Origin of the sequence: Corynebacterium freiburgense, from assembly GCF_030408815.1 — a bacterium.
Lineage (GTDB): Bacteria > Actinomycetota > Actinomycetes > Mycobacteriales > Mycobacteriaceae > Corynebacterium > Corynebacterium freiburgense.
Genome location: NZ_CP047355.1, coordinates 2,742,984 through 2,763,845, shown reverse-complemented (window position 1 = coordinate 2,763,845; position 20,862 = coordinate 2,742,984). Strand labels below are relative to the sequence as shown.

Sequence of the window (20,862 nt, the reverse complement as noted above, 5' to 3'; positions counted from 1 at the left end):
ATTCCTGGACACCCCACCTCGATCGTTTCTAATGGCGTTACACAAAATCTACATTGAGCGCTACGCCAATTTATACAAAATAAGATCGGCTATCCCACGACTATGGCACATTCTGTATCAAGGTCGAAAAACATTCGAACGCCTAGATGATTGCACCCTCCCACGCTACATACGGCATCGGTGCATGGCTTCGGAAAACCTATTGACATTAGCCCCATACTTTTTGACGCTTCGTGCCTCAACCTGCTGAGCAAGCCCCCGAGAGGACTCTCCGAGCGCCTAATCAACCGTCTCCAGGAATCCATCAAGGGGCATCAGCGATCAGTCGCCACAGATCAAAACCGCTCCAGAACACGGAAAACGCCACCCCGTACACCGTCCAGTCAGGCCAGGATTCTTTATATCCAGAGTGATGTTCTAGGGCCAAAGGTGGTTACGCTGGATACAAAGCTTGGGGTGGGCGCATGTCGTCCGGGAGACGGGAAACCCTAGGTAAGGTGTGCCCGGGGTGAAGGATCCGGTTGGGTCAGTGTGTTGCGCCGTTGTTGAACGTGATGGTGATGGTGCCGTCTGGATGGATGGTGGCGTGGTCAACGAGGGCTCGCCAGGCTTCGGGCGTGTAGCTGATTGCGGGGTTCTCGCTGCGGTACTGGTGGAACGCGGTGATGGCAGCGCGTTTGGCTTCGAGCTCGTGTAGTTGCTTCTCGATGGTCTCGACCGTGCCGAGGTGGTGCTGGTAGTCGGCTTCGAGCCGAGCATGGTCAGCCTCGAAGGTGTCAGGGTCGAAGTCGGTGTTGGCTGCGGTTTGGATGAGTGCGTTGATCTCGTCTACCACGGTGTCGCGTGCGGTGATCGCATGGGCGAGCTTGGCCTCGAGCGCGTCCGGGTTGCCGAGCTGGTCGAGGGCTGCCTCGAGTACTTCCGGGCTGGGTGGTGGTGCGAGCTGGCGGGTGGTCTGCTCAAACGCGGCGATCAGGTCGTTGTCGGTTACGTGCTTGGTTGTGCATGGCTGATCGCCGGCGGGGTCGTATTTGCGGTTGCACCGCCAGATGCGCCGCTCGTACCGGCTGCCAGCATGCCAGGTTTTCGGCCCGTACCATCCCCCGCAGCACCCGCACTCGATCTTCGAGGCGAACGGGTGGCTGAAGGAACGTGACCTGCCTGTGCGCCTGGCCAGTTCGTGCTGGACTTGGCCCCATACGGCCGGGTCGATGATGGGCTCGTGGTTGCCACTGACGTAGTACTGGGGGATTTCTCCTTCGTTGCGTTTGGTGGTTTTGGTTAGGAAGTCCACTGTGAAGGTTTTCTGTAGTAGGGCGTCGCCTTTGTATTTTTCGTTGCGCAGGATCGAGTTGATGGTGGAGACCGACCAGGTGTTCTTTCCTAAGGGCGTGGGGATGCCGTCAGCGGTGAGTCGAGCGGCGATGGTTTTGGGTGAGTGTCCTGCCAGGTATTCGCAGTAGATGCGTCGCACGATCCGGGCTTGGTCTTCGTCGATGGAGAGCTTGCCATCGGCGCCTTTTTTGTAGCCGAGCAGGGAGGCGTAGGGCACCATGACTTTGCCTTCCGCGAAGCGTCTGCGGTGTCCCCAGGTGACGTTTTCGGAGATGGAGCGAGATTCTTCTTGGGCGAGGCTGCTCATGATGGTGATGAGTAGTTCGCCTTTGGAGTCCAGGGTCCAGATGTTTTCTTTCTCGAAGTAGACCTCGACGCCGGCTTCTTTGAGTGCGCGCACGCTGGTGAGCGAATCGACTGTGTTGCGGGCAAACCGCGAGACGCTCTTGGTGACGATCAGGTCGATTCTGCCGGATAGGGCGTCGGTGATCATGGTTTGGAAGCCTTTGCGGTGTTTGGTTGAGGTTCCTGAAATGCCTTCGTCGGCGTACATTCCGACGAAATCCCAGTCGGCTCGTCCCTGGATGTAGGTGGTGTAGTAGTCGATTTGTGTCTGGTAGGAGGATTGTTGTTCTTCCAGGTCTGTGGACACTCGCGCGTAGGCGGCGACTTTGCGCCGGGCTCGCATCGTGGTGGGGGCGAGGGTTTTGGCTGGCCTTGCCGGGATGGTGGTGATGGTGGCCATGGTTTTACTCCTTCCTTGTCATCACGGGCTCGGTTGCGTGTGTGCCTCGTTTGGTCACGGTGACTTTTCCGCTGGGTAGACGGTGACCTGCTCAAGGAGGTCGAGGACGTGCTTGTCATCCCACGCGTCCAACCCCAGGTAGGCGGTGATGGCTGTCTTTAGTTGGGCTTCCCTGATCTGGGGTGCTTGGCAGGGGGTTGCCTTGCCCGCGGGTGGCGCTTTCACACCACCAGTACTTGTAGGAGATGTGCTTGCGGGTTTTGGTGCGCCGGTGGAAGCGGCGCCCGCACTGGCTGCACACGACCCGGTGGGTGAGCGCGCACGTCCCACCACTGGGGGTCAATGCGCGTCCGCCGGATTCGCGTCTGCGGGCGAGTTCGGCTTGGACTCGGCTCCAGGTATGTGGATCAATGATGGGTGGGTTTGCTCCCTCCACCCAGTACTTGGGCAGGGCTCCGTCGTTGGCGACGCGTTTTCCTCGGGGGCTGTCGGTGTAAGTGGCTTGCAGCATTTCATTGCCGACATAGCGGGGGTTTTCCAGCCAAGTGCGAATGACTGAGCCGAGGAATGCTCCGCCTTCGCGTGCGCGTAGGCCCTCGGCGTTGAGGCGGTGGGTGATGTTTTCAGGGCTGACACCGGCCAGGTATTCACGGTAGATGCGGCGGGAGTTGGTGATGCCCGCCTTGTAGCGGTTGCGGGTTGCCCATTTGACGTTGTGTGACAGGGAGAGGGATTCCTCTTGGGCGAAGGAGGCCAGCAGGGTGAGCATGAGTTCACCCTTGGCTGTGGAGGTGTCGATGTTTTCTCTCTCGAACCGCACCACCACCCCGAGTGCGGTGAGCTCGCGTATGCATGAGAGCAGGTCGACGGTGTTGCGGGCTAGGCGGGAGATGGATTTGACCAGAAGGATCTGGAAGTCGCCGGCTCTGGCGTGGTCCATCATGTCGGAAAATCCTGGCCTGTTGCTGGTGGTGCCTGAGATGCCTTGGTCTGTGTAGATCCCGGCGAACTGCCAGGTGGGGTGAGCCTGGATGAGCTGAGAGTAGGCCGAGATCTGGGCGGCCAGGGAGCCTGCTTGGGCCTCGGACATGGTCGAGACCCGGCAGTAGGCGGCCACTCGGATGTGGCTGGTGGGTGTGCGGTGGGGTGTGATGGTCTGAAAGTGTCGGCGTCATATCTGTGGGAGAGAGTGCTGGATCGTGACGCGTGGCTGAACATCCTGGGCTCGTTCCTGCACCTCACCATCGAGCAACAGGTCGATCCGATCACTGGAGCGCGCTCGACATCCTCGAAGATCCTCTTCCCTCGTTTCCATCAGTGGGAGCTAGTTACCTCCCTGCTAGATACGGTCCGTTGCGAAGGACCAGGGAACCGCTACCTGGTTCAACACTCGGCTGGTAGCGGCAAGACAAACTCGATTGCGTGGCTCGCCCACGGCCTGTCCAAACTGCACGACGATGACAACCACAAGGTTTTTGACTCGGTTGTGGTGGTCACGGACCGCACCGTGCTTGATGACCAGCTTCAAAAGGCCATCACCAGTCTGGAAGGCACTGCAGGGACCATCGCCAGCATCAATATCGATGAGGCCCGCAGAGCCGGTGAAACCTCAAAGTCTGCTCTACTGGCTGGCTTGTTGCTGTCAGGCAAGCAGATCGTGATTGTCACGATGCAGACCTTCCCATTCGTGCTCGATGCGATTGCTCAAACCGAAGGGCTGGCTGACCGTAGCTTCGCGATCATCGCAGACGAGGCGCACTCGTCCCAGACAGGCAGAGTGTCACAGAAACTGCGGACGGTCCTCACTACCGCAGAGCAGGAAGATGTCGATGACGGTGGCGACGTTGCCCTAGAGGACATGATTGCCGCCGAGATGAGTGCCCGCGCGGATGCACCAAACTTGTCCTTCTTCGCGTTCACGGCCACCCCGAAGGCTAAGACCCTTGAGCTCTTCGGCCGGCTGGATTCAGATGGCGTTCCTCAGGCGTTCCATGTCTACACGATGCAGCAAGCCATTGAGGAAGGCTTCATCCTGGATGTGCTGCGCAACTACACCACCTACAAGACAGCCTTCCAGGTTGCTGAAAGCACGAAGAACCCATTTGCTGATGATGATCTAGTTGATGAGTCAACAGCAACCAAGGGACTAATGCGTTGGGTCTCGCTGCACCCGACGAATATCGCGCAAAAGGTACAGATCATCATCGAACACTACCGCGCCAACGTTGCTCATCTGCTTGACGGTCACGCGAAGGCCATGGTGGTCACGGCCTCACGGGTGGCGGCGGTCAAGTACAAGGAGGCCATGGATCGCTACATTCGCGACCACGGTTATGACCTGGCCACGCTTGTCGCATTCTCGGGTTCGATCACCGCCGAGCAAGCCCCCGATGTGTCTTTTGGGTACACGGAGCCGCCATACACGGAGAACACCCTCAACCGGGGTCTTCGCGGCCGTAGCCTGCCGAATGCGTTTGCAACAGACGAGTACCAGGTACTGATTGTGGCCAATAAGTACCAGACAGGGTTCGACCAGCCTCTGTTGTGTGCAATGTACGTGGACAAACGACTGTCTGGGATTACCGCTGTCCAGACGCTCTCACGTCTTAACCGCACTTATCCCGCGGCAGGCAAGGACACTACCTACGTGCTGGACTTCGTGAACGACCCTGAGGAGATCTGCAAGTCGTTCTTGCCGTACTACCGCACAGCCGAGATCCTCCAGCCCACCGATCCCGACCTGATCTACGACATCCAAGCCAAGCTAGCGATGCAAGCGATCTACACCGACCAAGAAGTCGAGAACTTCGCCGCCGCATTCCTCACCAAAGGAACCACCCATGGGGCACACGCCGGGCCTCTCAAAGCTGCAGCGGACCGCTTTAACGATCGCTACGTCCAAGCCGTACAAGGCAAGGACAAGCATCGAATCGACGAACTGGACCTGTTCAAAAAGGACGTCTCCTCCTTCGTCAAGACCTACGACTTCCTTTCGCAGATCATCGACTACCACGACACCATGCTCGAAAAGCTTGCACTGTTCCTGCGCTTGCTGCTGCCGAGACTAACGGGCAAGAAGAACGTCGAAGATCTCGACTTCTTCAGCATCGAGCTAACCCACATCAAACAAGCCCGAAAGGCCGAAGTGACAATCGACCTCAGTGGTGGGACAAGCGACAAGCTCAAGCCTGTCGGTGTGGGCAGCGGTGGCACGCACGATCCGAACCTGGTCGAGTGGAACACGATCATCGAGCGGATCAACAGCCTGTTCGCGGATGAGGATTTCAGCCCATCGGCGGTGGAGTCTTGGGTCCAAGGCGTGGTCACGATCCTCGTCGAACAAGAAGACATCCGCCAGATCAGCGACCTGGTATATAGCAAGCTGACACGCAAGGATCAGTCGTAGCCCAGAACGCCCCTGGGTTGCCTCCACCATCCATCGACGAGGGGGAGCATGGGTTGACGTTGAAGCAGCTTGAAAAACTGCGTCACAATCCTACTCGCTGCCAGCCATCCAACCGCTCCTGTACCGCGTCGATTTTCCAACTCTCTCCCACCTGCTTCATAAGGAAGCGGCGCTCGAAGCCGGCATTTTTCTCTCTGGTGTAGATGTAGAGCTTGTTTTTGTTAATCTGCTCTGCGTCAAGGAATTCCTCCCCCTCGTAGGTGCCTTGGGTGCTGTAGGAGAGGCTCAGGGGCCGGTAGCCCGGACGGGGCTTTTCACTCACGTATTTTTCCCAGATTGCCAGCAACCGAGATATCGCCTCGGCATCTTCAAACCCGGCCTGCTCCACATACTGCTCCCATCGTGTCATTTCGACAAAGAATGAGGACAACAAGCTACGACAATCCTGCGCTGCCTGCTCATCCAGCTGGGCAGACTTTTTGGCCTTTTCTCGCTGAAGCTGGGAGAAATGTTCCATCTGCTCTTCGGTGAACTGCACCTGCGCCACCGGTTTTATGTAGCTGTTGTGGGCCATGGCCAGTAAACCCTCATTGGTAACAGCGGTATGGTCGAGCTGGATGCGGGAGAGCTTGGGGATGGAGGCCGCCTGGAGCAGTCCGGCATCGTCCAGCCCGGTACGGTTGAGGGCGAGAAGGTCTAGCTTGGAGTTTTGCAGGGCCGCCAAACCGCTACCGTGAATGGCTGAATTCCCGTCCAACAGCAAATAGCGTAGCTTGGGCATGGCGGCAAAAACCGGGAAACAAGCGTCGGTGAGCGCACCGTCCTGCACACCGAAGTTAGCCATGCTTTTGTGCCCGGCAAAGGGTACAAGCAATTCATCGGTAACCGGGTAGCCTGCCCACCAGAGCATAACCGGCCAGCTGCTCTATGGTCTCTGTGGTCAGTTCTGGGACTTCAAATTGTTTCTCTCTGTCTAGGTACAGGACTCCGTTTTCCCAATCTGCGGTTCGCGCCCGTTTTGGCCATTCCATACCTTGCCCTGCCTGCCCTCGTATCCATTTAGACTTCACCCATTGCAGCCGTTCCACCCTGGACTTTGTCAACCTGACGGAGCTGTACCAACAGTATAAGTATGACCCTCCAGACTCCCCGTGACGCCCCAAACCATGCGACGCTTTCGAGATACCTGTTGATGCTTGCTCGATACCTTTTGATGCAAGCCCCATACTTTTTGACGCGGGGCTGAACCTTTTGACGCTAGGCCATACTTTTTGACGCTTCCTGCCTCAACCGGCCAAGCCACCCACTGAGAGAACGCTCCGAAGCCCCGATCCGCCCCAGCTGGGAGCCGCTCCATAGGTCCGTGCGTCCGCCCCAAACGCCCCGAAAACCGCACCAGAACAGCGAAACGCCACCCCGGAGGCTTCCCGGCCGGGCCGGAAATCCTTGTATCCAGAATGACGTGCTATTGGAGCCGATGACGGGAATCGAACCCGCGTATTCAGCTTGGGAAGCTGATGTTCTGCCATTGAACTACATCGGCGGACCGCTCAATCATAGCACTAGGGGTTCGCAACTCACGAATCTATACGCTTATCGCAGGGTGCAGGCGTTTCATTGTCCACAGACGATCTCTCCTGGCTCCTAGGGATGTGAGAGTTAAGGAAATCAGGGTAACAATAACAAGGGCGGCGATTGCTTGCGGTAGGCGGTGGTCAATGTGACCGTACATGAGTTGACGGAATCCATGTACCGAATATGTCATGGGGTTAATTGGATGGATGAGTTGGAAGAATTTCGGTTGTGTTTCTACTGGGTAGAGCCCGCCGGATGCAAGGATTTGAAGCATAAGTAATGCCATTGCCAGGACTTTGCCGGGGCCAGGACCGAATAGTACATTCAGCATTTGGTTGACTGCGGCGAACATAATAGAAACGCCGACTGCGAATGCCCAGAGTCCTATCGGGTATCGGGGGTCTAGTCCTACGGCAAACATAGTAACAGCAACAATGACTGTTGCTTGGAGTGAAGCGATTATTATTGCTGGCCAAAGTCCGTCCAATGCGGCGCGTAGTGGTGCTACCCCGGAGGCTACGGCTCGGTTTTGTATGGGGCGTAGTAGGAGGAAGATAATCAGCCCGCCGATAAACATTGCGAGCGAGAAGAAGAATGGCGCGAGTCCACCACCAAAGGTGTTCTGACCTGCTTCATTGGTTGCTTTCAGTGCGACGGGACCACCGAGTACACTTGCGGTTCCACGTCGTTGCTCTTCATCCCATTTGGGTACGGCGCTTGCTCCTTCTGTGAGTTTGTTTGCCAGAGTTGCGGAGCCGTCTTCAAGTTTATGCAATCCATCACCGAGCTTTTCGACGCCCGCGACTAGCGGTGTGGTGCCTTCGTCATGGAGTCGGTGTGCGCCCAGATTTAAGGTTTGCATTCCATCGTTGAGTTGGTTCACGCCTTGTTGAAGTTCAGTAAGTTTCCCCGAGCCTATTTGAGAAATTCCTTGGCGTACAGGGGATGTTTCATTGCTAAGTTGTGTGTTTAGCGTATGCGTTGTTTGTTCGAGGTTGCGGAGGGTGATAGTAGCGGGCGCGTTTTCTCCAAGACCCGAATTATTAAGGGTATTCGCTAGCTGGTCGAGCTGTATTACTGCGTTTTGAACATTTGGTTCTTGTATCCCACGGAGTTGATTTGCCAGGTTGCGAACGTTTTCACTGGATTGAGTTTGAAAGGCCGTCACATGGCCCAGTTCTTGATTCAGCGAGGTTATATCAGCATCGATGTTTTGGGCGGTGGCGGTGATTTCAGGCAGTTTTGCTTCAAGGTTTTGTGCATGCTGCTCAAGTTGCTGGAGTTGTGGACCGGCTTTATTAATACTGTCTGCCAGTTGCTGGGTGCCGTTGGCAAGTTGATCGCTACCAGTGGCGAGCGTTGCTACAGAATCATTGAGTTTGTGTGCACCAGCGGCGAGTTCATCGCTACCCGTCGCGGCCGAATGCAAGCCTTCATTAATTTGCTGTGCGCCTTCGGAGGCTTTTTCTAGGCCGGAGCCTGCCGATTGCACTCCAACAAGTACTTTATCAATTGCCTCTTCACCGATTTGCTGGGAAATCACCGGAATCATTGTCCGCATGACATTCTCCCCAATCATGGTTGAGAGGTAGCCGTTCGTATCGTTGTAAGTTGTTTGGATTACTGCTTGGCGGGCTTCGCCGGTGGCTGGTGAAGCTACGGCTTCGGAGAAATCTTGCGTTAATTCAACAACAAAATAGTAGCGTCCTTCGGCTACACCTTCGATTGCATCCTGATGATCTACGTATTCAAAATTGATTTCTTCAACCTTTTGGAGTCCCTCTACTACCTTATCGCCGGCCTTGAGTGGCTTTCCTTCCACAACAGTTCCATGGTCTGAATTTACAAAAGCTACGGGTAGTCGATTGATATGTGCAAAAGGATTCCAAAATGCCCACAGGTACAACGCAGAATAGAGCAAGGGCATGAGAGTAATTGCTAAAAGAGCAATACGCCCCATTTTGGAGCGTCGAAATCTCTGTAATTCACTACCGAGCGTAAGGCCGGATATCATTGTTGCTCCTTGACTGCGTGGGTGTACGAGGCGTCGGTACGCAATGCAATATGCGGAAAATCTGGGAGAGGATTGACGGCATTGACCACTACGGGCATGGTGGTTGCCAAACGCGAAAGGGTGTCGATTAATTGTTGGCGATCAGAGTCTTCGTGTACTTGTTCAAGATCGTCCATAACCAGCATTTCGATCGGTCTGCCATGGGCAGGATGCAATGCTAACGCGATGCGCAAAAGAATGCGGTCGAGTGCGGGGATTTCACTAATATATGCGGAAAGGGGAGGCAATCTGCGGTCCCCAAAGACAGGTTGGCAGAGGTTCTCATAGTAGGTTTGATCTACTTGTGGCCGCCAAATAATCCATAAGGAGGACCAAGCGCGATGTTCGTTTAAGACTGTCTTAACGCGTACGTCGCGGTCGAGTTGGTCTATTGCCTCGACTCCGGCAATCGCAACTTTCGGGCGGATTTTTGTAGGTTTTGTTTCCCCAAGAACAGTGAGTTTTCCGCCACTTGGTTTCATCCGCCCAGAAAGGGTAAGCGCCAGTGCCGTACGCCCAGAACCTCCCCTTCCGGAAAGCACCACTAGGCCGGTGGCAGGTATTTGAAAATCGAGAGGTCCATAGACGAGGCCTTCTGAACCTTCAAGAGTGATCCCTTGAGCAGTAACTGCCAGCGAATCCATAGCAATCCTTAGAATTAGCAAAAATAGGCGTATTCCGAGTTCACGGACCTTGTTTTTTATTCTGGTGCCTTGAGACTCTAATGGATTGCGTACAGGAGTTTCTAGTGAGTATGTGCTTAGGGAAAGTAAAATCCCAAAAGGAAATTAGTATATTTCCGGCATTCGAAATAGTTTCAAGTTTGATTTTCAATGTGTAGCTGGTTTCTTGCATAAGTCGATGAATATTTTGTGCAGTGCGCTCCTCCCGCTAAAAGTCGCCCTGTACAGCTTGTATGTGTTTTATTTTTGCTCGCAGCCATGTCGGATGGAATAAAATAATGACAAATTCAAAACATGCAAACGCGTGTAAGCATTATTGCTAAATGGTAAAATTGTCTCCTTGATCACCATGCTGCGTACATATACATGGCTATGATGAAAGGGTGCTTCTTTCAGATCGAGATATTCGTGCAGCAATCGATGCCGGAGCTTTAGGTATCGATCCATTCGACCCTGATCTAATTCAGCCTTCTAGTATTGATGTTCGAATGGATCGCTATTTCCGGGTGTTTAATAACTCTCGGTATACGCATATTGATCCGAAGCAACAGCAAGATGACCTCACTAGTCTTGTTGAAGTAACGGAAGGTGATGCTTTTGTTCTTCATCCCGGAGAGTTTGTCCTTGGTGCTACCTTGGAAAAATTTACATTGCCTGCGGATTTAGCTGGCCGCTTGGAGGGTAAGTCCTCACTAGGGCGCCTTGGTTTACTTACGCACTCTACGGCTGGTTTTATCGATCCTGGATTTGAGGGGCACATCACACTTGAACTTTCAAATGTGGCCAATCTCCCAATTACGCTTTGGCCTGGAATGAAAGTTGGACAACTCGCGTTGTTTTCTATGTCCTCGCCTGCAGAGACTCCCTATGGGTCTAATGTTCTTGGTTCAAAGTACCAAGGACAACGTGGGCCTACGCCTTCAAAGGCGTACCTCAATTTCCGCTAGGAATATATGATAATCTTCGACCAGGTCAGTAAGAATTTTGATGCAAAAATACCCGCAGTGGATGGGTTTTCCTACCACTTCCGCCAGGGCCGCACGACTTGCCTGGTTGGTTCTTCTGGTAGTGGGAAGACAACACTTTTACGGATGATTAACCGTATGGTCGAGCCGAGTGCTGGACGTATTACGGTTCGCGGGGAGGATATTTCCGGGGTGGATCCCGTAAAACTACGGCGTTCTATAGGTTATGTGATGCAGAGCGCCGGATTATTGCCGCACCGCACTGTTGCCCAAAATATTGGGACGGTTGCACGGCTAAATAAGTTGCCTGATATTCAATCTCGGGTAGAAAAACTTATGCAAATGCTGGACCTTTCACCAGATTTAGCTCCTCGATACCCAGCTGAATTGTCTGGTGGTCAAGCACAGCGTGTCGGGGTGGCTCGGGCACTAGCTTCGGACCCGGACATTCTGCTTATGGATGAGCCGTTCGGTGCGGTTGACCCCGTGGTGCGTCGAGAATTGCAAAATATGGTGCTTCGCCTGCAACGACGTCTTAATAAAACCATTATTTTGGTGACCCATGATATCGATGAGGCATTTCGCCTCGGTGATGATATTGTGCTGCTTTCTCAAAAAGCACATATTGAGCAGGCTGGCTCGGCGGCTGATTTTGTAACTCACCCCGCAAATGATTTTGTAGCGAGTTTTGTTGGGGTGGAAGATCGCGCGGTACACGTTGAGGAACGTGAAGGCCAGCGCGTCGTCGTTGATCGGCACGGTCGAGTAAATGGGGTGGTGACATGAAGTGGGCGCTAGCAAACTGGCAGTTTATTACCGAGCTCACCGTGGCGCATATCCAATTGTCTTGGCCGCCAATATTGTTATCGTTTCTGATTGCATTACCGCTTGGATGGCAGGCGAACCGTAATAGCCGATTGCGGGAAGTATTGGTGATTAGCACTGGGTTAATGTATGCAATCCCATCATTGGCATTATTTGTAGTGATGCCGCAGTTTATAGGGACGTCGATACTCTCACCCTGGAATGTTATTGTCGCCATGACGATTTATGGTTTGGCGCTGCAGGTGCGTTCCACCACTGATGCATTTGCCGCCATCGACGCCGATGTTTCCGACGCCGCGACTGCCATGGGGTACTCTACCTGGCGCAAGCTTTTTACCGTTGAGTTGCCACTTGCGCTCCCTATAATGATCTCTGGCCTGCGGGTAGTGAGTGCCTCAACCATTAGTTTGGTTTCTGTGGGCGCGCTGATTGGTGTGCAATCATTAGGCACATTATTTACCAATGGCTACCAACGGCTTTTTGCCACCGAAATCCTGGTGGGCATTGTGGGCACACTCATTCTGGCAATTGCCTTCGATTTAGTCCTAGTGCTGATTCAACGCATTGCCACCCCATGGGCTAAAGCACACCGGAAAGCGGGGCAATATGTCTGAGCTACTTACCCGCACCCTAGAACACTTGGCTTACTCAGGGTTGGTAGTGGGTTTGGCGGTGTTGGTTGGCATTCCGCTGGGGCTTATTATTGCCCGCACCAAGCTTGCCGACGCCATTCTCGCCTGTGCTGGCGCTTTGCGCGCGTTGCCTTCCCTCGGTGTGCTCACCCTTCTAACTTTATTATTTGGCATTAGTATTCCACTGATTCCAACAGTGATCGTTCTTCTATTCTTGGCCGTACCACCACTTCTTGCTGCGACTGTTGCGGGAGTAAGGTCAGTTCCAATTGAAGTCAGCGACGCAGCGCAAGCAATGGGTTTTACAGAACGGCAAATTATTTTGCAGGTTTCTGGTCCACTTGCATTGCCAACAATTATTGGTGGGTTACGATCTTGTATTCTTCAAGTGCTTTCCACCGCCACTATCGCCGCATATATTGGCCTAGGTGGTTTAGGTAGATATGTGTTTGACGGCCTAGCACTTCATGATTACTCTCTTGTACTCACTGGTGCGCTAACTGTAACGGTTTTGGCCCTTGTAGCGGATATTGTATTAGCAATACTGCAACGGAGACTCCGATGAAAAAGACCTTTGTTTTTGGCCTTCTAGCATTCTTACTTACTGCTTGCGGGCATGATCCCCTAAATACACCTACAGGTTCTGAATCCGCCGCCACGAACTCTACCGCGCAAAACGGTAAGCATATTACAATTGGCACCGCTAATTTCCCAGAGTCCGAAATTATTGGACAAATTTGGGCGGTGTCTTTAGAAGACGCTGGCTATGACGTCAAAGTGCAATCTGGGATTGGTTCTCGTGAGGTTTATCTTAAGGCACTCCAGGAAGGCACCGTAGACCTCGTTCCCGAATACTCAGGTAACCTCGCCCAGTATTACATTAGTGAAGCTGGGCACGAAGAACTTAAGGCTGGCGCCGACAATGCTGAAGTACTAGCCGCCTTAAATAAAGTCCTGCCTGCTGGTCTTTCCACCGGAAAAGTCGCCCCGGGGGAGTCTAAAGACTCATTCCGGGTGACTAGGGAATTCGCCGAACAACACAAACTGGTGTCCCTCGAAGACCTTGCCAATATGGAAGGCCTGCGTTTGGCTGGCAACCCCGAATTAAAAGAACGCCCCTATGGACCAAAAGGTCTTGAAGAGGTATATAACATTCCTGCGGTCGAGCTCGTGCCTATAGCCGATAGCGGTGGTCCTTTAACAGTAGCCGCATTGAACGACGGTGCTGCAGACATAGCGGATATATACACAACATCTCCTACTTATGGTCACGATCTAGTGACTTTGGAAGACCCAAAAAACCTTGTGCTTCCACAGCATGTTCTGCCGTTGATGCGAGGAAAATCCATTCATGGCGAAGCCAGAGATATTATTGGGGCAGTCACGGAGCGCTTAACCACCGAGGAACTGCAAAAACTCAACGCCCGAAATGTTGGCGATGAAAAAGCAGAACCCCGCACCATCGCGCTTGATTTTGTGCACTCTGGTTAGGGGATCGGCTTTGGCGCTACACATTATGTGCGATGATGCCGCTCTTTAAAAAATGTTTCTAAAGAATTGACAAACTCATGGTCGTGGCGGAGTGCTTCCACTTCAGCGCGGAGTTTCTCTACCTCGTCGCGTAATTGCAGTAGTTCTGCTTGTTCCTCTGCCTTGTGTGCAGCCTTCTTTCGTTCTTCTGCAGCTTGTACCCAGTCTTTGAGCGTAGACGCACTAACTCCGAATTCCCGAGCAATTTCAGGAACGCTTCGCTGGGCTTTGAGGACTTCTTTTACGGCTTTTTGTTGAAATTCAGGGGAGTACTCACGATGGATAGCCATGACTATTATCCTTTCGACCGGATGGAATAACGCATTACAGTTAGTGTAATGGGAAAAGCTAAAGCACATCGAAGGAATTGGACAATTGTGACTAACTTTGATAAGCAAGATTTTTGGATCGTTTCTGACCTGCATCTTGGACACCCCCTTATTACTGCTAAACGGGGATTCTCTACCGAGAACGAACATGATTTAGCCGTTTTGAGTCCCCTATATGAGGTGCCCGAAGGTTCCACATTGGTGTGCTTGGGAGACATTTCCGTCCGTAAAGATGAATTTGCATTAAAGAAATTACTGGCACTGAAATCTGCCAAAAACCTTCGGATGATACTTACCCCAGGCAATCATGATGCCTGCCACCCGAAATTCGGTATCGACGCCGCATTTGAGTGGATGCCTCGCTATCAACAAGTCTTCGACCTTGTGGTTTTGGAGTTTTATCTTCGCTATCAAGGTAAAAATGTGCTTTTTACTCATATACCGAGGCTGGAGGATCCATTCCGTGGGCCCAAATTGGATAGGTGGATTGCTCGGGACGGATTTGATTGTGTTGTTCATGGTCACACCCACTCATCGGTGCCAATTGATAGGCAACATGTGAATGTCTGCCTTGAAGCCACAGGTCTCAAACCATTGCATAGTTCGGACCTGTGGCCGCTCGTAGAGAAAGCGAGCGCTTAGTCCTTGGATACGGTAAACGCTGCAATGAGTGTTGTAATCGGAACAGCAAGTGTAAGAGCGAGTGCACCTATTGCGGAGCGGAGTAATTCTGTAGCCATAACATCGCTGGTTAGTACTTGCATAAATGGGCGATCTGCCACGCTGAGTAGCAATAATAGCGGCAGGGCAGCACCGGTGTAGGAAAGTACAAGGGTGTACACCATCGAAGCAATATGGTCTCGGCCCACTTTCATAGCCCCTGTAAAAAGCCGCCAAGGGGATGCGTCTGGTTCAATTTCAGCAAGCTCGTTTACGGTTGATGATTGCGCTATGGTGACATCATTGAGCACGCCAAGGGCACCAATAATGAAGCCGCAGAGCATAAGCCCAGTAACAGTTACGTCTGGTAGATACAGCTGAATGAGGAGATTATCTTCATCGCCTAAGCCGCGCAGGTGGTTAGTGGCAATTGCAATATGTGCGAGTCCTGCGGCGAGTCCCAAAGCGATAAGGGTTCCGGCCAAGGCTGAGGATGTTTTCCAACTTACGCCATGAACCACATATAGCACGGGGAATAGCACCGCCGAGCCGCAGACGATAGCTAAAAGAAGTGGCGGACCACCGTGCAGAAGTGCTGGGAGGAGGAAGAATGCCACGGCCGCGAAGGTTACAATCAACCCAAAAAGCGAACGAATTCCGGGGCCGAGTCCAATAATTACAATGGCAATTGCGGTAATTATGATCCAAAATGCAAGCGGCAATGTGCGTTGGAAATCAGTGAAGGTATAGGCGTGTGATCCGTCTGCGGCAGTGGTTTCACTCATGCGAATAACCTCGCCTTCCTTAAGATCCGGGTCGCCAGGTTTTTCGCTGACCATGAGTAGGGTACGTTTGCCCATATTGTCGCCTTCTTGGATTTCTATAATGGCGAGTTGGCATTCCTCGGATTTCTGCTCCAATGAGGTCACTGGTGAAGTATCAAATACCCGTCCCACGGAAGGGGAGTTGCATTCACCGGTGTCACGTATCAGCACTACCCCATCAACCTGAGTTTGAGAGAGTGGCGACGTCGTGTTGAATTCAGGTGCTACTCGAGGCTCGGCGCTGGAGGGCCATAGCAACACGAGCCCAATGGACGTCGCAATGAATCCGCATATGAGTAGAAAACTAAGAATCCACTGCCAAATACTGAACCCCTTGCGTTTCTCTTCCGGATAATAATCCTTCGGTGGAAATGTTGGTTGTTGCGATGTGTGGCGTCCCATAATTACTCGAATTACTGTTTGTAGCTAGCGAGGAAATTACCTAAACGTTCGATTGCTTGCGCTAGATCGGCAGCATGAGGCAAAGTAACAATCCGGAAATGATCAGGCTCCGGCCAATTAAACCCAGTTCCCTGCACCATCAGTATCTTCTCCTGGCGCAATAGGTCAAGCATTAACTGTGCATCATCGTGAATCTCATGTACATTTGGATCCATTTTCGGAAATGCATATAACGCGCCCATGGGTTTTGTGCAGCTAATGCCTGGTATCTCATTGAGCTTTTCCCAAGCCACATTGCGTTGCTCCAGCAACCGACCGCCGTGACGAGTGAGGTCGAAAATCGATTGACGGCCACCGAGAGCCACCTGAATTGCGTGTTGTGCGGGAACATTCGGACATAACCTGGTTCCAGCCAGTAATTCCAAGCCTTCCAGGAAACCAAGAGCGTGATGCTTCGGCCCAGTTACGACCATCCAACCAGCACGATATCCCGCTACCCGGTAAGCCTTGGAAAGGCCGTTATACGTAATGCACAGTAAATCTGGGCATAGTGTTGCAATCGAAACATGGTGGGCGTCGTCATATAAGATCCGGTCATAAATCTCATCTGCGAGAATTAGTAATTCGTGTTCACGAGCCACCTCTACGATAGCTTTCAAAGTCTCCTTCGAATACACGGCACCTGTTGGGTTATTAGGATTAATCACCACAATAGCTTTAGTTTTATCGGTGATTTTCGAACGGATATCATCCAGGTCTGGATTCCAATCATCCTCTTCATCGCACAAATAGTGCACAGGTTTACCGCCAGCCAATGAAGTTGCAGCAGTCCAAAGTGGATAATCTGGAGCTGGAATAAGTACTTCATCTCCATCATTAAGCAGTGCCTGAGTTGTCATAGAGATCAACTCAGAAACACCATTGCCCAAAAACACATCATCCACATCGAATGAAGGAAAACCAGGAATCACCTCATAGCGGGTAACAATTGCTCTGCGAGCAGGAATAATACCTTTTGAACTTGAATATCCCTGGCTTGTTGGTAGTGCGGCAATCATATCCCGCATAATCACATCTGGAGCATCAAATCCAAAGACTGCTGGGTTGCCGGTATTGAGCTTAAGAATCCTGTGTCCATCAAGCTCTAAACGCTCAGCCTCCGCTGCCACGGGTCCGCGGATTTCATACAGTACATCTTTCATCTTCTCGGACTGATCGAAAATACGCGGGCTACGGCGAGGGGGCAGATTATTCATTCCACTATCGTGCCACTTTCATCCGCCACAATGCGAAAATTAGGCCAATTTTTTCTAATGAATCTTATTCACGGAGCCGAACTCCAGTTGACTTACTTATCCAATGCCAAGAATCAAAGCAGATCGATGATCCTTCGATGCGTTTGCCGCAGGAATCTAACGAAGCAGAGAAGAGTAGCGCTCAATGTAAATCTGCCTGAGGCAGATTTGACGGGCCAATTTTGCGACCTGCAGAAATAGTGCACAAAATATCCGTTGATGTCAGATCTGCCTGATTTTGTCGCACCCTACATCAAATAGTGCTAGGTCACACTGGTAACCTTCGGGCACCGGCCCAAGAGCCCACAAACCCTAAACCCCACCAGCCTTGCCGTTGTTTAGCAGAGCTGACCCAATCTATGAGGTTTTCTTTTTCAAGAAACCTTCTGCAAGGTTCATTGCTTGGTTCGCTATTTCGTGTTGGCGCGCCCGACTTTCTTGTTTCATCTCAATTTCTCGCATTTTGGCGCGAGTCCGGAGTTCGCGGAGGCGTTCTCGTTCGAGTTGGTGTGGGCTCGGCATATGCCATTCGCTGGGGCCGAGTTTCATTACATATAGCAGGATATAAACCGTTGGTATAAGGAATAGTAGCAACGGTCCGACGGTGGATTGTAAGGCAATAGAGCCTGCTATTGCCGCGATTGCGGTGAGCCCTAGGATCCCGGCCTTAGGTTTTGCGTTTCGGCGCCGTAGTTCGTCGATTTCCGCTACAGAGTAGGACCGTCCGGTAGTTGCTGGGAGTCGGTCTGCGGAAGGTAAATCGGCGAAAAGTGGTTGGAGTTCGCCGCGCGTTGTGGCGGCGAATATTTGGTCGCAGCGTTCTTCATATTCTGGCAAGGTGAGACGACCCGCAGCGAAGTGTGCGCCCAATGTGTTCATTGCGTTATTGCGCTCTGCGTCGCTGATCCGGACGTGTTCATTGCTCATACACTCAAGGATAGTGAACGGCGGTTTAAAATGTTAGGCCTAAAGTGTAAGGAATGAGGGATGCGGAGTGCATAAGGCTACAGCTGGGGATACTTGGAGCGGCACACTGATCTTTACACTGGGCTTGATGCTATGTCATTTGTGTTGGTCTGGACTGGTCTTCCGGTATGTGCAGCCAGGTTTTAGGTGGGCTGTATTAGCTACTGGTTTTGGGCTTTTAATCTTGGGTACTGAGGTGTTGCGCCGGGTTTTTCTGGGGAGCGGTTTGGGGCATGGTTCGTGGATTACTGTGTTGCTTGTAGTCCCGGTGGTGCTCGTGGCGTTGGCAGCGCCCGGGCCGTTATTGCCTAGGTCTGGTGGAGTTCAGGTTGTTGGGTCGTCCGAGGTTGAGTTACCTGAGTTGCATAATGATGTGAATGATATGACGGTCTTGGATTTTCCGTTGTATAGCAAAAAGGATATCGAGGGTAAGCAAGTACGGATGATAGGCCAGGTTACTGAGGTGGAGGATGGCTGGATGCTTACCCGATATCGGGTGTTGTGTTGTGCCGCTGACGCAACGTTGCATGGCGTGAAGATGATTGGTTCGGTGCCTGATGCTGATTGGGTGGTGGTCACGGGCGTCGTAATGCAGGATGCCGTGTATGTTCACAGTGCGGCACCGATAATTCCGCCAGAAAGGCCCTACCTCTAGTTATGCGTATCGACGTCCCTACCGCCACATGGGCTTTCCCCCTGTTGAGCGCGGTGTCCCTTACGGGCGCTTTTATTGTGATTATTGCTGAGGGTCGAATTTTTACACTGCCTTCAAACATGGACATGTGGGCCACTATTTTCTTAGCGATTATGGTGCAGGCAATCCCGTTCTTGTTGCTCGGTACGCTGTTATCAGGGGCTATCGCTGCGTGGATTCCATCATCGGTGTTTCATAAAATCCCTCGTGGAATTCCATTTGCTGCATTATCAAGTATGGTGTTGCCAGCTTGTGAATGTGCGTCAGTGCCAGTGGCGAATTCCCTGATGCGGCGTGGAATTTCACAGGCCCAAGCATTGGTTTTTCTCGTGGCTTCACCAGCAATTAATCCAGTGGTACTGGTTGCTACGGCGGTAGCCTTTCCGGATAACCCCACAATGGTGTGGGCGCGTTTTCTTGCCAGCTTTCTTGCAGCAATCATCATTGGTTGGATTTGGAAAAAAGTAGGCCATGAGATCGATATCCCCCACGACCATGAACATCACCACGGATTTATAGATACCGCTGCCCGAGACTTTCTTCAAGCAGGCAGTTTCCTTGTCCCAGGTGCGATGCTTGCAGCAGCCTTTAAGACATGGATACCGCTGAATTTTGGTACGGGAATTCTAATCCCAGTTCTAATGCTCGTGGGTGCGGCAATTATCTTGAGTCTTTGTTCAGAAGCTGACGCATTCGTTGCTGCCTCATTCACAAGTGCGCCAGCAGCAGCCCAATTGGCGTTTATGGTGGTGGGGCCGATGATCGACCTTAAGCTTATTCTGTTGCATGCTGGCACTTTTGGCACTCGCTTTGCCATACGCTTTCTACCGTTGGTCCTTATATGCGCCACGACTGTTTCTATATTGGTTAGCTTTGCCTTATTTGGGATTGACGGGAGATAACTTAAGGGCTTAAGTTAGTGGTATGGACGATTTAGCCACGGAAATCCACGAGTTGGCATTGGTCTTAGGAAAGCGTGCCGAAGCAAAGCTACGTCCATTTGGGCTGACCTACCGAAAATATGTTGCGTTGTTTATTATCGCTGAGCATCCTGGCTTGACCTCGAAAGACCTTGCCTCAGCTTTGGGAGTCACAGAGTCTGCGGTGAGCCAGATGTTGTGATCGCTTTTAACCCATAGCTGGGTCATTGACACGCGCAAGCATGGAGATTCAAATAGAAAAATCCTTTCTATTACTGATTCTGGGAAAAAGGTTTTGCGGGAAGCTGCTCGCAGTCTTGGAAACTCTCTGGATGATCATGCCACAGAGCTCGGCATTGATGTTGCTGAACTAACTAAGACATTACAAACGATTAGGGAGTCATTATGATTGCGGTGGTTTGCGCTTTCATTGTGCTATTGGCGACAGTGGCCCGGCTCGGGCTGATGACAAAATTGCACACCATGCCCAGTGGATATCACCCAATCCGTCACGCTGTTAGCGACTACGGAGTCGGGCCAACTGCAAAGGTAGCCAGACTTCTTGCTGCGCCAACCGCAATTGGTTGGTGGGCATTTGCTGCCTCAGCATATGCTGCGTTTCCTCCGGGGGCCCACCGGGCCTGGACGATTGCTTGTTGTTGCGTTGCAGGTTTGAGCGTTGTAGCGATCCAATGGCTACCGACCGATTTGGAAGGCGAAAAACTAACGTTTCGAGGCTTAGCCCACTATATTTTGGCCATTGTGCAATTTGCGTGCGCCTATTCTCCAATGTCTAATATTGCGGAAGTGTTGAATTCTTCGGTGCTTTCCGGGGTGCGCGTGGCCACGTTGATTTCCTTGATCTCTGTGTGTGTGACCATCGCAGGGCCAGGCCGCCGGGTATTTGGCCTATTCGAGAGATTGTTCCTGCTGTCTGTTCTTTGCTTCTACGCTGCTGCGGCAGTATTGATTATCAATCAGTGCCTCACGCTTTATGGTGGTAGCTAGTTCTCTTTATTTTCG

20 protein-coding genes and 1 tRNA gene are annotated in these 20,862 nt (G+C 52.2%); 11 read left to right on the top strand and 10 right to left on the bottom strand.

The genetic code is table 11. From position 1 onward, the window contains the following. Positions 1–526 precede the first annotated feature (526 nt). Both CFREI_RS12460 and CFREI_RS12455 read right to left on the bottom strand, forming a co-directional pair. Positions 527–2,080 carry a recombinase family protein gene (locus CFREI_RS12460; protein WP_027012924.1) on the bottom strand — a complete coding sequence of 518 codons (1,554 nt, stop codon included), beginning with the start codon at positions 2,078–2,080 and terminating at the stop codon, positions 527–529. Between the two features lie 115 nt (positions 2,081–2,195). Further along, complete coding sequence (locus CFREI_RS12455) at positions 2,196–3,170, bottom strand: recombinase family protein (RefSeq protein WP_156907772.1); 975 nt, start codon at positions 3,168–3,170, stop codon at positions 2,196–2,198. A 99-nt stretch (positions 3,171–3,269) separates the two neighbouring features. Here CFREI_RS12455 and CFREI_RS12450 point away from each other — a divergent pair, with 99 nt between their 5' ends. Next, positions 3,270–5,486 (top strand): DEAD/DEAH box helicase family protein, encoded by a 2,217-nt coding sequence (locus CFREI_RS12450; RefSeq protein ID WP_240483214.1) that lies wholly within the window; start codon positions 3,270–3,272, stop codon positions 5,484–5,486. An 82-nt stretch (positions 5,487–5,568) separates the two neighbouring features. On the opposite strand, the gene CFREI_RS12445 is transcribed toward CFREI_RS12450, so the two are convergent. The 4 genes from CFREI_RS12445 to CFREI_RS12430 form a co-directional block, all read right to left on the bottom strand. Then, positions 5,569–6,396, bottom strand: a complete 828-nt coding sequence (locus CFREI_RS12445) for an NTF2 fold immunity protein (RefSeq protein ID WP_205618464.1) — start codon at positions 6,394–6,396, stop codon at positions 5,569–5,571. Positions 6,397–6,955: 559 nt separating this feature from the next. Further along, positions 6,956–7,029: transfer RNA gene (locus CFREI_RS12440), tRNA-Gly, on the bottom strand. 42 nt (positions 7,030–7,071) lie between these two features. After that, positions 7,072–9,075: a YhgE/Pip family protein gene (locus CFREI_RS12435; RefSeq protein WP_027012926.1), complete on the bottom strand. Its 2,004-nt coding sequence runs from the start codon at positions 9,073–9,075 to the stop codon at positions 7,072–7,074. After that, positions 9,072–9,758, bottom strand: a complete 687-nt coding sequence (locus CFREI_RS12430; protein ID WP_051255978.1) for an ATP-binding cassette domain-containing protein — start codon at positions 9,756–9,758, stop codon at positions 9,072–9,074. The genes CFREI_RS12435 and CFREI_RS12430 overlap by 4 nt, the downstream gene beginning before the upstream one ends. Before the next feature lie 422 nt (positions 9,759–10,180). Between CFREI_RS12430 and dcd the strand changes: the two genes are divergently transcribed. Genes dcd through CFREI_RS12405 form a run of 5 tightly spaced genes read left to right on the top strand, consistent with a single transcriptional unit; the run spans position 10,181 to position 13,710 of the window. After that, positions 10,181–10,744: a dCTP deaminase gene (dcd, locus tag CFREI_RS12425; RefSeq protein WP_027012927.1), complete on the top strand. Its 564-nt coding sequence runs from the start codon at positions 10,181–10,183 to the stop codon at positions 10,742–10,744. Positions 10,745–10,750: 6 nt separating this feature from the next. Next, on the top strand, positions 10,751–11,548 hold the full coding sequence (locus CFREI_RS12420) for an ABC transporter ATP-binding protein (RefSeq protein WP_027012928.1): 798 nt from the start codon (positions 10,751–10,753) through the stop codon (positions 11,546–11,548). Beyond that, positions 11,545–12,201 carry an ABC transporter permease gene (locus CFREI_RS12415; RefSeq protein ID WP_027012929.1) on the top strand — a complete coding sequence of 219 codons (657 nt, stop codon included), beginning with the start codon at positions 11,545–11,547 and terminating at the stop codon, positions 12,199–12,201. Before CFREI_RS12420 ends, CFREI_RS12415 begins: the two co-directional genes overlap by 4 nt. Then, positions 12,194–12,784 carry an ABC transporter permease gene (locus CFREI_RS12410; protein ID WP_051255979.1) on the top strand — a complete coding sequence of 197 codons (591 nt, stop codon included), beginning with the start codon at positions 12,194–12,196 and terminating at the stop codon, positions 12,782–12,784. The genes CFREI_RS12415 and CFREI_RS12410 overlap by 8 nt, the downstream gene beginning before the upstream one ends. Next, positions 12,781–13,710: an ABC transporter substrate-binding protein gene (locus CFREI_RS12405; protein WP_027012930.1), complete on the top strand. Its 930-nt coding sequence runs from the start codon at positions 12,781–12,783 to the stop codon at positions 13,708–13,710. The genes CFREI_RS12410 and CFREI_RS12405 overlap by 4 nt, the downstream gene beginning before the upstream one ends. 23 nt (positions 13,711–13,733) lie before the next feature. Here CFREI_RS12405 and CFREI_RS12400 read toward each other — a convergent pair whose 3' ends face one another. After that, positions 13,734–14,039: a transposase gene (locus tag CFREI_RS12400; protein ID WP_051255980.1), complete on the bottom strand. Its 306-nt coding sequence runs from the start codon at positions 14,037–14,039 to the stop codon at positions 13,734–13,736. Positions 14,040–14,126: 87 nt separating this feature from the next. Here CFREI_RS12400 and CFREI_RS12395 point away from each other — a divergent pair, with 87 nt between their 5' ends. After that, a complete protein-coding gene (locus CFREI_RS12395; RefSeq protein WP_051255981.1) occupies positions 14,127–14,720 on the top strand; it encodes a metallophosphoesterase in 594 nt (197 codons plus the stop codon). Here CFREI_RS12395 and CFREI_RS12390 read toward each other — a convergent pair. From CFREI_RS12390 to CFREI_RS12380, 3 genes are all read right to left on the bottom strand, one after another. Beyond that, positions 14,717–15,964, bottom strand: a complete 1,248-nt coding sequence (locus tag CFREI_RS12390) for a YibE/F family protein (protein ID WP_084170775.1) — start codon at positions 15,962–15,964, stop codon at positions 14,717–14,719. The two genes, CFREI_RS12395 and CFREI_RS12390, sit on opposite strands and share 4 nt — an antisense overlap. 11 nt (positions 15,965–15,975) lie before the next feature. Then, positions 15,976–17,220: a pyridoxal phosphate-dependent aminotransferase gene (locus CFREI_RS12385; protein ID WP_035112208.1), complete on the bottom strand. Its 1,245-nt coding sequence runs from the start codon at positions 17,218–17,220 to the stop codon at positions 15,976–15,978. Between the two features lie 396 nt (positions 17,221–17,616). Continuing rightward, positions 17,617–18,186 carry a DUF1707 SHOCT-like domain-containing protein gene (locus CFREI_RS12380; protein ID WP_027012933.1) on the bottom strand — a complete coding sequence of 190 codons (570 nt, stop codon included), beginning with the start codon at positions 18,184–18,186 and terminating at the stop codon, positions 17,617–17,619. Positions 18,187–18,253: 67 nt separating this feature from the next. Here CFREI_RS12380 and CFREI_RS12375 point away from each other — a divergent pair, with 67 nt between their 5' ends. The 4 genes from CFREI_RS12375 (at position 18,254) to CFREI_RS12360 (ending at position 20,847) form a co-directional block, all read left to right on the top strand. Then, positions 18,254–18,880: a hypothetical protein gene (locus CFREI_RS12375; RefSeq protein WP_027012934.1), complete on the top strand. Its 627-nt coding sequence runs from the start codon at positions 18,254–18,256 to the stop codon at positions 18,878–18,880. A 2-nt stretch (positions 18,881–18,882) separates the two neighbouring features. After that, positions 18,883–19,821 carry a permease gene (locus CFREI_RS12370; RefSeq protein WP_051255982.1) on the top strand — a complete coding sequence of 313 codons (939 nt, stop codon included), beginning with the start codon at positions 18,883–18,885 and terminating at the stop codon, positions 19,819–19,821. A 22-nt stretch (positions 19,822–19,843) separates the two neighbouring features. Beyond that, the gene (locus CFREI_RS12365; RefSeq protein WP_051255983.1) at positions 19,844–20,041 is read left to right on the top strand and encodes a MarR family winged helix-turn-helix transcriptional regulator; all 198 of its coding nucleotides are present in this window, start codon (positions 19,844–19,846) and stop codon (positions 20,039–20,041) included. 203 nt (positions 20,042–20,244) lie between these two features. Then, positions 20,245–20,847 (top strand): DUF998 domain-containing protein, encoded by a 603-nt coding sequence (locus CFREI_RS12360; protein ID WP_027012936.1) that lies wholly within the window; start codon positions 20,245–20,247, stop codon positions 20,845–20,847. The last annotated feature ends 15 nt before the right edge of the window (positions 20,848–20,862 follow it).